A 13,857-nucleotide genomic window follows, 5' to 3' on the forward strand; every position below is an offset into this window, starting at 1 on the left:
TCCGCCCGCTAACGTTTTAAAAAACGGAAGACAGTTCTCTTTATACTTTCCAGTTTCCCGCGTTTATGCCTATGCGTATCATTACCGTAGCCATAACCGTAACCATAACCGTAACCATAGCCATAACCGTAGCCGTAACCTTTACGCTCATAAGATACGCCATTCAAGATTACAGACATATTACGAAGCTGTTCCTCACGATACATCTTTTCCAACTCCGGCAACTGACGACGATCCATCACTCCCGAACGAACCACAAAAATAGTAAGATCGGCAACCCGGTTCACAATCGAAGCATCGGCAACCATACCGGCAGGAACATTATCCACAATAATATAATCGTACTGTTTGCGAAGTTCAGCTATCAAATGGTCAAAACGTTCACTCAACAATAGTTCTGCCGGATTGGGAGGAACAGGGCCGGAGAAAATAATATCCAGTTTACCATATTCCTCACTTGTACCTATAATATCATTCAAATCATCGGTCCGTCCCGAAAGATAATGAGTCAGCCCCATGCGTCCTGAAGAATTCGAGAAGATACCGCTCAATGTCCCCTTACGAATATCGACATCCACCAGAACGACCTTCTTGTTTGTTTGGGCAATACTCATGGCGAGGTTACTGGAAACAAAGGTTTTACCGGCACCCGGATTGGCAGAAGTAAACATAACGACTTGCAGATTCTCCGATTTCACACGCATGAATTCCATGTTTGTACGAATAATACGGAAAGCTTCGGATACGGAATCACGACCATTTTCATGAACCACAATAGCATCGGCATTTTCATCCTTATAGGTACTATGGCGAGGAATGTCACCCAAGAAAGGTACACTCAATGCGTCATCCAATTCTCTACGGGTACGCACTTTCGTATCTGTTACATTCAACAGCCACAAAACACCCATCGGAATAACTGCGCCCAAAACAACAGCAGCAAAAAGAATCATAATTGACTTCGGTGCTACCGGTTCGCTACTGCCCGATGCAGGATCTATAATACGGGCGTTACTTTCAGTGATTGCCAACGTCAGACCATTCTCTTCACGCTTATTCAGCAAATACAGATACAGTTCTTCTTTGATCTTCTGCTGGCGTTCCACAGTAAGAACATATTTTTGCTGGGTAGGAACGGCTTCAATACGCTTCGTGGTCTGTTCTTCTTGGTCACGGATATTCTTCAGTTGGATATTAAGCCCTACAATAAGATTATCAACAGAACGGATGATCGTCTGTTTCATAGCTCCCAAAGAGTTGTTCAAGTCGATCACAATAGGATTCTTATTACTGCTGCCAGATACCAGTTTATCCCGTTTCAGCAACATGTCATTGTATTCTTTTATTTGGGCTTCGACACTGGTATCAGAGATCCCTGTATTGGCCGGTATCAGATCTGAACTTTTCTGGGGATCAACCAAATACTCTTTTATATATTTTACAATGCTCAACTGATTTTCCAAACTAAGTCCTTCCTGTTTGTAACGGCTGGTATTAGCTAAATACATACCGGTCTCCGAAGTAATGTCCGTCAACTGGTTCTCTCGCTTGAAGCTTTCAATATTAGCATCTACACTGCCCAGTTCACGTTCTATTATAATCAGACGGTCATTAATAAATTTAGAAGTATTTACGGCAATCTGGTTCTTATCATTGATCACATCCTCATTATAAACGGCAATAAGCATATTCAAGATATCTTCTGCACGAGCCGTAGAGACGTCATCCAATACAAGATTAATGATGGTAGCCGTTTTGCTGGCAAGCGAGATCTTCATTTTAGATTGATACCCCTCGACTACCTTTTCCATATTCGCCTTCGTCACGAAAACCGGATTACCATAGTAAGTATCCGTGTAATATAAAGTGGGAGTCACCACCATCGTACCGACAGGGGTCAAAATCGTATCATTCAAACGGGCATCAACCACTTCCGCAGACCGGATTTCCTCACCGGCTATACTCAGACTAAAATCTGAAAGCCTTACCGTGGCAGAATCCACAGGAGTCACTGTCATTTCTATGACTTGCCGTTCTTCCGATTCGGGAAACAAAACAGTTATTGGAGAATGAGTATAAAGCTCGTCTTCGCGCAAGCCGTTCTTCACTTTATAACTCATATCCAGATGTAAACGACGGGCCACTTTCTCCATCAGATGACGGGATTGAAAAACAAGTACCTCATTATCCACATTGCGCTTACCGCCTAAAAAGGAGATGTCGGCAAAGGCGGTGGACTCACTGATGGAGCCTCCCTTTGAATCATCACGGATCAATACGGAAGCTTTCCGGCTATATACCTTTGAGGATGATTTCAGATAAAAGAAAGCAATACCTGCACAAATTAAAATTGACAGAACGAACCAATACCAATTGGCTATGACAAGATGGAAAATATCAACAATACTTATTTCAGACTCCTTTTCACGGAGTTCACTATTTTGCGACTCAATACTCATTATCGTTTTTATTCCAAAATTGATTATTTAAACATGGTTACCATTAAAGAAGTAATAGAGGCCAGCACTGAAACGGCGGACAACCACACTCCTACCGAGTTGTTCGAGTTGATGCGGCTCTGGCCGGTCTTAGCTTTATTAGGCTCTACGTAAACAATATCGTTCTGTTGCAAATAATAGCAAGGCGACTGGAAAATATCCGAAGAGCGCAAATCATGATAGAGGATACGACGCTTGCCGTCCTTTTCACGAATCACGGCGACCCGGTCACGACGGCCATAAATCGTCAGGTCACCGGCCATACTCAGTGCTTCGAGCAGGGTAATGCGGTCACCGGAAATATCGAACGTACCCGGACGGGTCACCTCACCCATCACGGAGACTTTAAAGTTCAGGAACTGAACGGTGACAATCGGATCTTTTATCAAGTCTTCACTCATCAGTTTTTGTTTTATCAACTCGGTAACCTGCATACGGGTCAAACCTTCTACATGAATTTTACCTAAAATGGGGAAATCGATATCGCCGTTCTGGTCAACAAGATATCCCAACAAACGTTGTTGAGCCGTAGTCTGGGCGCCAATCTGGTAGGTTACTACCGGCATATTGAAAGGCAAAGCCAATTCCGGATCCTTACTGTTCACAAGGATGGCCAACAAATCATCCTTATGGATAATCACTTCATAATTCTTATCTATATTCTCTTCTTTTATAGAAGCAATATCCTGCAAATAAAGCACCTCTTTCGGAGCTGAGCAGGATGCTAACAAGACTATCAGACACAACAGCAAATAATGTTGAACTTTTGTATTCATAAAAACACTTGTAAATATTATTTTCTTATATTATGCTTTCTCTCCCATTTCATCCCACGGATAAGGATTCTCTTCCAAAGCCTTTAGCTGTTCCACAACCTCACGCTCCCCGTCTGTCAACTTACGACTTTCCCAACTATCCATAATAGCACGAGCCTCCTGAGCCAATTCTCTATCAAAAACTTCACCATAACAGGCAACCAATAACTGACATTTCAATAAAGAGGATTTCAGATGTTCAAGCACTTTCCAACTGCGTTCGAGAATAACCTGTATTTTCTCTTCCTTATCACCATTATTATAAATAGTGGCATTATACGCTGCCAAAAGAGCTACGCAAAGAGAAGCTTCCTCTTCGGAAGTACTGCCATGTTCACAACTAAGAGCTTCCGCATAATTATAGACATCTGCATTAAGCTGCTGAAAATGATCGGCATAAATAGGTTCCCCATCCAAACCGAGACAAAGAAGTTCGGACGCAATGCAATGCAATGCATCTATTTCAGACTGTAAAGACATAAATAGATTGACGATTATTCCCTATGCGATCATGACCATCATCCGATTATAATACATAGGTACGTTGACAATTAAGAATTTACGGAAGGTTGAATTATTTTTCAACCATATTTAAATTAACTGGTTCTATTAAAGAGGGGTGAATAAAGGCAGTAGCTATCGCCATAACGCCCTGAATAGAAACAACTACACGACGGTCTCCCTTTACACGAACAAATTCTCCTTCAACACCTTCGAAAAGCCCGCCGGTAACACGAACACGCTCTCCTTTCTTAAAGGTGATGGTAGTGGGATCGAGATACACAACTTGCTGATCATGGCTACCGGCAACAGCAATAAAACTGCGCATCTGAGTTTCCGGTATGGTGATAGGCTGGTTGGTTTCCCTGTCCATAATATAACGAATAGGCAATTGAGTACCCGCAGTCGTTTTCATTTCATCAATTTGAAGTCTGGAGGCATATACGAATACTAAATTATGAACGACAGGAACCAATTTACGTATTTTCCTCTCCCCCTTAACCACATATTCATAACGCATGGGAATAAAGTTTTCTATATTCCGATCGTCAAGATATTGTTTAAATGCGAGTTCACGACTATAGGTAATGCGAAGAGCATACCAAGCTAAACCGGTAGATTTATTCACAAATGGATATACTTTGGGGACATCGGGATAAAGAAATATTTCCCGATCAAGTGGATTAATTCAATTATTATTATTGATCTTGTATTCATTTACTTCTATTCATTCCCCTATCCCAGGTGGTCAGATTCAAAAAGTATAGAATCACACAGATGTTCTTTTTCGAAGCGCAAAGATATAACCTTTTTCTCTATATACAAAGTGCTTTATCAAAAAAAATGTTCCACAAGATTCAATACATATATAACAGTCTGAATAATAAAGCTATAAAGTCTATGATTTTCATCTATGTATCAATCACATAAAAGAGAGATTCCAAACAAGAGTCTGTGAATCGACTCCGAACACATTCCTTTTCTTTGAATTGCAGACAAAACATGGGAAGAAAAATCTCTTATCATTCGGTATAAACTTTCAATTGTCGGGTAGAAAACTATTATTCCCTCTTTTTATAATCTACGATTTAAAGCTTTGGTTTATATTTCACTGAAGACTACTTTTCCTTCTATGGAGAGATACTTATTTTAGGAAGAGTAACAATAATGAATAAAGTTATGCCGACAGGATATGCCATAAAAAAAGCTGCGTGACAGTGGTCCGTCACGCAGCTTCTATTCAAAAGTATCTCAATCTCAATAAAGATTACTTATATTCTTCCCAGCTTTTTATAGCAATATCATCAATACTCATCGTACAAAAAGCACTGATAAATGCGCTTGCCAAACGAGCATTGGTAATTAACGGAATATTCAAATCAATAGCTGCACGACGGATTTTATATCCGTTGTCAAGTTCTCCGGCCGTAAGATTCTTCGGAATATTGACCACCATATCTATCTCCTTATTATGAAGCATTTCAAGAGCCTGCGGGTACTGATCTGTCTCGCTCGGCCAGTAAACAAGTGTACTTTCGATACCGTTTTCCGCAAGCGTACGATGTGTTCCTCCGGTAGCAAAAAGTTTATAACCCTTATCTACCAGCATACGCGCAGCTCCCATCATATCTACTTTCTGCTTCGGAGTGCCGGTAGACAGAAGAATGTTCTTTTTTGGAATACGGTAACCCACGGAAAGCATCGCTTTCAGAATTGCACAGGAAGTATCACTTCCGATACAACCCACTTCACCGGTAGAAGCCATATCTACCCCCAGTACGGGATCAGCTTTCTGCAAACGGTTAAATGAAAACTGAGATGCTTTGATACCGACATAATCGAGTTCGAAAAGATTTTTCGAAGGTTTCTCTACCGGAAGACCGAGCATCACTTTTGTAGCCAGTTCGATAAAATTGATCTTCAACACCTTGCTGACAAACGGAAAACTACGCGAAGCGCGAAGATTACATTCGATCACCTTGATGTCATTCTCACGGGCCAGATACTGGATATTGAACGGACCGGAGATATTCAACGCCTTTGCAATCTCACGACTGATACGCTTGATACGGCGAACCGTTTCCACGTAGAGTTTTTGCGGTGGGAACTGAATGGTCGCATCACCGGAATGTACGCCGGCAAACTCGATATGTTCACTGATAGCATAAGCGATAATCTCGCCGTTTTGAGCCACAGCATCCATCTCCACTTCTTTGGCGTGCTCGATAAACTGGCTTACCACTACCGGATGTTTCTTTGATACATTGGCTGCCAGTTTGAGAAAACGTTCCAATTCTTCTTGGTTGGAACAGACGTTCATAGCCGCACCACTTAACACATAGGACGGCCGGACAAGCACCGGAAAACCGACTTCATCGACAAATTCATTGATATCGTCCATCGAAGTAAGTTCCCGCCAACGGGGCTGATCTACCCCGATGCGGTCGAGCATGGCAGAGAACTTCTCACGGTCTTCGGCATTGTCGATGCTCTTGGCAGAAGTGCCGAGTATATTGACCTTCTGCGCATCCAGCCGCAAAGCAAGATTATTCGGAATCTGACCACCGGTAGAGACAATGACTCCATGCGGATTTTCCAGTTCGAGAATATCCATCACACGCTCGAAGGTCAGCTCATCGAAGTAAAGACGGTCGCACATGTCGTAATCGGTAGATACTGTCTCCGGATTATAATTGATCATGACGCTGCGCCAGCCTTCCTTGCGGATCGTATTCAACGCCTGCACGCCACACCAGTCGAATTCAACGGAAGAACCGATGCGATAAGCACCGGAACCTAACACAACGATCGATTTACGATCGCCTAAATAGGTTACATCATTGGCCACACCACTATAAGTGAGATACAGATAATTGGTCTGTGCCGGATATTCGGCGGCCAAAGTATCGATCTGCTTTACAACCGGAAGCACACCTACACTTTTACGATGCTTGCGGATAAAAAGAATGCCCTCTTCCATATCGCCTTCATAGCCGATGGCACGGGCTATCTGAAAGTCTGAGAAACCTTGCCGCTTGGCTTGCTTCAACAGTTCGAGAGGTAACTCTGCGATCTGTTTATGATTGTTTCCCCAGCTATGCAACTCTTCGGAAGTACGCATGATGTTCATCAACTTCTGAAGAAACCACTTATCTATTTTCGTCAGTTCGTGCACCTGATCGATCGTATAGCCGGCACGGAAGGCCTTAGAAATAACAAAGATACGTTTATCCGTAGGTTCCCGCAACGCTTTATCGATGTCGGCGATGACAAGTTCCTTGTTTTCTACAAAGCCGTGCATCCCCTGCCCTATCATGCGAAGCCCTTTCTGGATAGCTTCTTCAAAAGTACGGCCGATGGCCATCACCTCACCTACCGACTTCATGGAAGAACCCAACTCTTTATCGACGCCATGAAATTTACCTAAATCCCAACGGGGAATTTTGCAGACAACATAGTCCAATGCCGGTTCGAAGAAAGCACTGGTCGTTTTCGTTACAGAGTTCTTCAAATCGAACAATCCATAGCCGAGCCCTAATTTGGCGGCAACGAAAGCCAACGGATAACCTGTTGCCTTGGAAGCCAATGCGGATGAACGTGAAAGGCGGGCATTAACTTCGATCACGCGATAATCTTCCGATTCGGGATCGAATGCATACTGCACGTTACATTCACCCACGATGCCGATGTGGCGTATAATGCGAATGGCAAGCTCGCGCAATTTATGATATTCTTTATTCGTCAACGTCTGAGAGGGAGCTATAACGATAGACTCACCGGTATGGATCCCCAACGGATCGAAATTTTCCATATTACAAACCGTAATACAGTTATCGAACCGGTCGCGCACCACCTCATATTCCACCTCTTTCCATCCTCGCAACGATTTTTCTACCAACACCTGCGGAGAGAAAGCAAAAGCTTTTTCCACAAGTACATTCAGTTCCTCTTCATTGTCGCAGAAACCGGAACCGAGTCCGCCAAGAGCGTAGGCGGCACGGACAATCACCGGATAACCTAAAGCAGTAGCGGCACGACGGGCATCTTCCACATTCTCCACCGCTTCGCTCTTGATGGTTTTTACATCGATCTCATTCAGTTTTTCTACAAAGAGCTCTCGGTCTTCCGTGTCGATAATGGCCTGTACGGGTGTGCCCAACACTTTCACATTGTATTTTTCAAGAGTGCCTTCCTTATAAAGAGCCACACCACAGTTGAGCGCGGTCTGTCCGCCGAAAGCGAGCATAATACCGTCCGGTTTCTCCTTCTGAATAACTTTCTCCACAAAATAGGGAGTGACGGGGAGAAAATAAATCTGATCGGCTACTCCTTCACTGGTCTGCACCGTAGCAATGTTCGGATTGATAAGAATCGTTTCTATCCCCTCTTCTTTCAAGGCTTTCAACGCTTGCGATCCGGAATAATCGAACTCACCGGCTTCGCCGATTTTCAAAGCGCCGGAGCCGAGAAGCAATACTTTCTTTATATTTTGTTCTTTCATTATAGTCGGTTATTTTAGCAGATTTACAAATTCATCAAACAAGAACTCCGTATCCGTCGGCCCACTGGCAGCTTCGGGATGAAACTGTGCAGAGAACCAAGGATTTGTCTTATGCCGGATACCTTCGTTCGAACCATCGTTCATATTGATAAATAGGGGTTCCCAATCGGCACCCAATGTATTGTTGTCTACTGCATAACCATGATTCTGGCTGGTAATAAAACAACGTTCCGTCCCCACCATGCGTACCGGTTGGTTATGACTGCGATGTCCGTATTTCAATTTGTATATCCTGGCGCCCCCGGCTTTCGAAAGCAACTGGTTGCCCATACAGATACCGAAAATAGGTAGTTTCGTATTCTGCATCGCTTTACGGATGTTTTGTACGGCAGCATCGCAGGTATCAGGGTCGCCCGGCCCATTGGAGATAAACAGTCCATCAAATTCCAGTTCATTGAAATCATAATCCCAGGGAACACGGATCACCTCGACATCACGCTTCAACAAGCAACGGATAATATTCGTCTTTACACCACAATCTACAAGTACAACTTTCTTTAGTTGAAAGTTGAAAGTTGAAAGTTGACAATTAAGCTGCGCAATGGGGGTGGTTAATGGAAAAGAACGGGATGTTCCATCGGGAAGATAGGAGATTATTTCTTTGCAGGACACACGGTCTACATAATTCACGGTAGCGTAATTGTCCATTGTCAATTTCCCATTGTCAATTTCCCATTGTCCATTGTCGAAGACTATGCGCCCCATCATCACTCCATGTTCACGAAGAACTTTGGTCAGCTCCCGGGTATCGATCCCCGTAATGCCGGGCACTTGCTCACGCTTCAACCAATCGGCAAGGCTCTCCACTGCATTCCAGTGACTGTATTCCTCCGAATAATCACTTACAATAATGGCTTCCGCATGGATTTTTTCACTTTCCATAAAAGTAGCCAGTCCATTGGGCTCGACCGTAAAAGGAGGTACCCCGTAATTACCTACCAACGGATAAGTAAGGGTCATCAACTGGCCGGCATACGAAGGGTCGGTCAAACTCTCCGGATAACCTGTCATGGCGGTATTGAAAACCACTTCACCTGCCACCGGCTTTTCGTAGCCAAACGACTTGCCATGAAAACGGCTCCCGTCGTTGAGGATTAAAGTTACATTTCGCATCTTTTATATTTACGATTTGACGATTTACTATTTACGATTGAAATTACTTTTTGGATTTACGATTGGACGATTTACTATTTACGATTGAAATTACCATTTTATTTGTGACCGAAGTCCTTTTCTACTTGTTTATTTAAACAGTGACCTTAATCGTAATTCGTAAATCGTCTAATCGTAAATCTCCTCGATTGTATCTCCTCGATCATAAATCTCAAAATTGGTATACTTGTTCTATATAATTTATAAATGCTTCATTCAACAGCTTCACGCCACCCGGTGTAGGATAGTCCCCACTGAAATACCAATCTCCACTATGATTAGGGCAAGCCTCATGCAAACCGCTCAAAGGCTGATATACAATTTCCACTTTGGCTTTTGTGCCCTTCGGAGTAAGCAACTCCACCATCTTGGCAGAAATTTCTTCATCAGTGAACGGCGCATAAATTTCTTTCACATAGTTCACCATCTGCTCTTTCGGCAGTCCCGCCTGGTCTTTCGATTTACGGTAAGCAGCGGCGATCACATCTTTCATGTCCCGGTCTTTCAGTAATTCGACTGCCGCTTTAAAAGCAATAAACTCACTCATCTTTGCCATATCGATGCCGTAATAATCGGGATAACGTACTTGTGGAGAAGAACTCACAATAACAATCTTCTTCGGCCCCAGTCGATCGAGAATGCCGATGATACTTTGGCGGAGTGTTGTGCCCCGCACAATGCTGTCATCGATAATCACCAAATTATCAATACCGGCACGCAAACTACCGTAGGTAATATCATACACATGGGCCGCCAAGTCATTGCGACTGTTACCTTCGGCAATAAAGGTGCGCAGTTTGATATCTTTGATAGCCACCTTTTCGCTACGGATACGCCGGGAAAGTATAAGTTCCAGTTCCTCCATGTTCGGATTATGCCCCAAAGAGGCTATCTGCCGTACTTTCTCTTCATTGAGATAGTTGTCCAGCCCTTCGAGCATTCCATAAAACGCCACTTCGGCCGTATTGGGGATAAAGGAAAAAACCGTATGGTCAAGGTCATTATTGATCGCCTTCAAAATACGCGGGATTAATTTCTCACCCAGCAGTTTGCGTTCCTTATAGATATCCACATCACTACCCCGGGAGAAATAAATACGCTCAAAAGAACATGCCCTTCTCTGACGGGACTTATTGATCTGAGTAGTGCGGAGCTGGCCCGCCTTGTTGATAAGGAGTGCCTGCCCCGGCTGAAGTTCTTTAATCTCTCCGACAGGTACATTAAGGGCAGTTTGTATGACAGGCCTTTCGGAAGCCAAGACGGCAATTTCGTCATCCTGATACCAAAATGCAGGACGAATGCCCCACGGATCACGGATTGCAAATGATTCACCGCTTCCTGTCAATCCGCAAATGACATATCCCCCATCCCACTCTTTACTGGAAGAACGCAGCACGTTGGCAAGATCGATATGCTCTTCGATATAGTTGGTCACCCCCATACCTGTCAGTCCCTCCGCCTCTGCCAGATTGAAAAGACGCTCCACTTCACGATCAAGGCGATGTCCTACCTGCTCGAGCATGATATAAGTATCGGCATATTTACGGGGATGCTGACCGATAGCTGTAATACGGGCAAAAATCTCATCCACATTTGTCATATTGAAATTACCGCAAAGTGCCAGATTCTTGGCACGCCAGTTATTTCTTCTCAAGAAAGGATGAACATAAGAGATACCCGATTTTCCGGTAGTAGAATAGCGTAAATGCCCCATATAAGCCTCTCCGGCAAAAGGCAGATTACGTTTGGCAAAGCCGGCATCGTGCAACTGTTCGGAAGTCAGGTCCTTAAAATTGCCCTGTACCGTTTCAAATATTTCAGTAATAGCTCCCGACCCCAACGCGCGTTCACGGAACATATATTCCTCACCGGGATTGGCAGCGAGCTTCACACAGGCAAGTCCGGCACCTTCCTGCCCACGGTTGTGTTGCTTCTCCATCAAAAGATAAAGTTTATTCAACCCGTACATCCAAGTGCCATACTTTTTTTCGTAATACTCCAAAGGCTTAAGCAGGCGTATCATGGCGACGCCACATTCATGCTTTAATTGTTCCATAATAATAATGTGCCAATATGCCAATGTGGTAATGTGCCAATTGGCTGCGCACACAATATATTAATTATTGATATTATTTATTTTCAGTTCATTGGCAAATCCCTTCATTGCCACATTGGCTAATCGACAAATTGCCTCATTGGCACATTATTCTACCGTTACCGACTTCGCCAGATTTCTCGGCTGGTCCACATCCATACCTTTGCACACAGCTACATGATAGGCCAGCAACTGCAAAGGCACAGTAGTAACCAACGGATCGAGACATTCCAGTGTTTCGGGAAGTTCAATGCAATAATCGGCTATCTTGCTTATCACCGTGTCTCCCTCGGTAACAACGGCTATCACTCTTCCTTTACGGGCCTTGATTTCCTGTATATTACTAAGCACTTTTTCGTACATACCGTTTTGAGTGGCAATCACCACTACCGGCATCTCCGCGTCGATCAATGCAATGGGACCATGCTTCATCTCGGCAGCAGGATACCCTTCAGCATGGATATATGAGATTTCTTTCAGCTTCAAAGCGCCTTCCAAAGCTACCGGATACGAATATCCGCGACCAAGATAGATAAAATTATGCGCATACGTGAATATTTTAGATAATTCTGCAATTTCATCATTTAGTTTCAATACTTTTTTCATTTTTTCAGGGATGAAATTCAGTTCACGCACAACACTGAGAAAATGAGCCTCATCGATGGTCTGTTTTTCACGTGCCAATGTCAAAGCCAGCATTGTGAGTACAGTGACCTGCCCGGTAAATGCTTTAGTGGATGCCACGCCAATCTCCGGTCCTACGTGGATGTACGAACCGGTATGTGTGGCACGCGGAATGGATGAACCGATCGCATTACAAATGCCGTAAATAAACGCACCGCGACTTTTTGCCAATTCTACGGCTGCCAATGTATCGGCCGTCTCGCCACTTTGCGAAATGGCGATCACAACATCATCTTCACCAATCACCGGATCACGATAACGAAATTCAGAGGCGTATTCTACCTCCACCGGTATACGGCAGAAACTTTCGATCAGATGCTTGCCGATCAATCCGGCATGCCAAGAGGTTCCACAAGCCACAATAATAAAGCGTTTTGCTTTCAAAAGCCTTTCCTTATAGTCGATAACGGCAGAAAGCACAACACTGGTACCTTCCACATTGACACGTCCGCGCATACAATCATGAATGCAATCGGGCTGTTCGAAAATCTCTTTCAACATAAAATGTGGGTAACCGCCTTTCTCAAGCTGTCCCAGGTTAAGTTCCACTTTAGTCACTTCGGGTGTCATTTCCACATTATTAAGATTAACCACCTTTAGTTCCTTGCCCCTGTGTATGACAGCAATTTCCTCATCTTCCAGATAAACCACTTTATCCGTATATTCTACAATGGGCGTGGCATCTGAAGCCAGAAAGAACTCATCTTCACCAATACCCACCACCAACGGACTACTTTTACGGGCAGCAATGATCTCGTCCGGACGGTCTTTTTCCAATACGGCAATGGCGTATGCACCGATCACCTCACGCAGTGCCAGTTGTACGGCGGTCAGCAAATCCAGATGATTGGTCACCTTCATGTATTCGATTAATTGTACGAGTACTTCCGTATCGGTACTGCTTTTAAATGTATAGCCTTTGGCCTGAAGTTTTTCTTTAAGAACGGCGTAGTTTTCAATGATACCGTTATGGATGAGAGCGAGATTTTCGGAGGAGGAATAATGAGGATGAGCATTAGCAGAACAAGGTTCTCCGTGAGTGGCCCATCGCGTATGCGCAATACCGATATTGCCAGAAATGTCTTTTTGTGTGACAAAATTTTCAAGATCGGAGACTTTTCCTTTCGTCTTATACACATTTAACTGCTGGTTGTTACTGATTAATGCTACCCCGGCACTGTCATATCCACGATATTCCAATCGCTTCAAACCTTTTACAAGGATGGGGTAGGCTTCTTTTTTACCAATGTAGCCTACAATTCCACACATATTATCCTATTTTTTTGTTTTCGGGAGCAAATATACATATTATTAATAACACATAGATTAGTTTTTCTATAAAATATAGACATAAGAATAGGAAAAAGTGATTTTTATATCAAAAAGTTAATTTTTCTATTATTTTAATCTCAAAAAGAAAGATATTACAAATTAAAACCAAAACAACTTTCCACACTTTCATATTAACGCAAAAACAAGACTGCCCACTTTCAAATTATCACCACTAAACGAGATCAATCGAAATCGTGTAACACAAAACCAAATAAATAG

At 43.4% G+C, this 13,857-nt stretch carries 8 protein-coding genes; all 8 read right to left on the bottom strand.

Translation table 11 applies throughout. The features are described 5' to 3' along the window. Window positions 1-8: 8 nt before the first annotated feature. Window positions 9-2,459, bottom strand: a complete 2,451-nt coding sequence (locus HMPREF1532_RS00475; protein ID WP_005923279.1) for a GumC family protein — start codon at window positions 2,457-2,459, stop codon at window positions 9-11. Between the two features lie 23 nt (window positions 2,460-2,482). Beyond that, on the bottom strand, window positions 2,483-3,274 hold the full coding sequence (locus HMPREF1532_RS00480) for a polysaccharide biosynthesis/export family protein (protein WP_005923282.1): 792 nt from the start codon (window positions 3,272-3,274) through the stop codon (window positions 2,483-2,485). A gap of 30 nt (window positions 3,275-3,304) precedes the next feature. Continuing rightward, entirely contained in the window at window positions 3,305-3,793 is a 489-nt protein-coding gene (locus HMPREF1532_RS00485) for a UpxZ family transcription anti-terminator antagonist (RefSeq protein ID WP_005923285.1), read from the bottom strand. Window positions 3,794-3,887: 94 nt separating this feature from the next. Beyond that, a complete protein-coding gene (locus HMPREF1532_RS00490) occupies window positions 3,888-4,442 on the bottom strand; it encodes a UpxY family transcription antiterminator (RefSeq protein WP_005923288.1) in 555 nt (184 codons plus the stop codon). A 639-nt stretch (window positions 4,443-5,081) separates the two neighbouring features. Next, window positions 5,082-8,315, bottom strand: a complete 3,234-nt coding sequence (gene carB, locus HMPREF1532_RS00495; protein ID WP_005923291.1) for a carbamoyl-phosphate synthase (glutamine-hydrolyzing) large subunit — start codon at window positions 8,313-8,315, stop codon at window positions 5,082-5,084. Window positions 8,316-8,324: 9 nt separating this feature from the next. Beyond that, complete coding sequence (gene carA / locus HMPREF1532_RS21190; RefSeq protein ID WP_005923294.1) at window positions 8,325-9,488, bottom strand: glutamine-hydrolyzing carbamoyl-phosphate synthase small subunit; 1,164 nt, start codon at window positions 9,486-9,488, stop codon at window positions 8,325-8,327. A 211-nt stretch (window positions 9,489-9,699) separates the two neighbouring features. Beyond that, on the bottom strand, window positions 9,700-11,583 hold the full coding sequence (locus HMPREF1532_RS00505) for an amidophosphoribosyltransferase (RefSeq protein ID WP_025819611.1): 1,884 nt from the start codon (window positions 11,581-11,583) through the stop codon (window positions 9,700-9,702). A 147-nt stretch (window positions 11,584-11,730) separates the two neighbouring features. Next, window positions 11,731-13,575: a glutamine--fructose-6-phosphate transaminase (isomerizing) gene (gene glmS / locus HMPREF1532_RS00510; RefSeq protein ID WP_005923299.1), complete on the bottom strand. Its 1,845-nt coding sequence runs from the start codon at window positions 13,573-13,575 to the stop codon at window positions 11,731-11,733. Window positions 13,576-13,857 lie beyond the last annotated feature (282 nt).

The organism is Bacteroides salyersiae WAL 10018 = DSM 18765 = JCM 12988 (assembly GCF_000381365.1).
GTDB lineage: Bacteria > Bacteroidota > Bacteroidia > Bacteroidales > Bacteroidaceae > Bacteroides > Bacteroides salyersiae.

What these genes read in the sequence shown, in the direction of transcription:
- HMPREF1532_RS00475 (WP_005923279.1), bottom strand. Translation starts at nt 2,459, where the DNA reads ATGAGTATTGAGTCGCAAAATAGTGAACTCCGTGAAAAGGAGTCTGAA.
- HMPREF1532_RS00480 (WP_005923282.1), bottom strand. Translation starts at nt 3,274, where the DNA reads ATGAATACAAAAGTTCAACATTATTTGCTGTTGTGTCTGATAGTCTTG.
- HMPREF1532_RS00485 (WP_005923285.1), bottom strand. Translation starts at nt 3,793, where the DNA reads ATGTCTTTACAGTCTGAAATAGATGCATTGCATTGCATTGCGTCCGAA.
- carB (WP_005923291.1), bottom strand. Translation starts at nt 8,315, where the DNA reads ATGAAAGAACAAAATATAAAGAAAGTATTGCTTCTCGGCTCCGGCGCT.
- carA (WP_005923294.1), bottom strand. Translation starts at nt 9,488, where the DNA reads ATGCGAAATGTAACTTTAATCCTCAACGACGGGAGCCGTTTTCATGGC.
- HMPREF1532_RS00505 (WP_025819611.1), bottom strand. Translation starts at nt 11,583, where the DNA reads ATGGAACAATTAAAGCATGAATGTGGCGTCGCCATGATACGCCTGCTT.
- glmS (WP_005923299.1), bottom strand. Translation starts at nt 13,575, where the DNA reads ATGTGTGGAATTGTAGGCTACATTGGTAAAAAAGAAGCCTACCCCATC.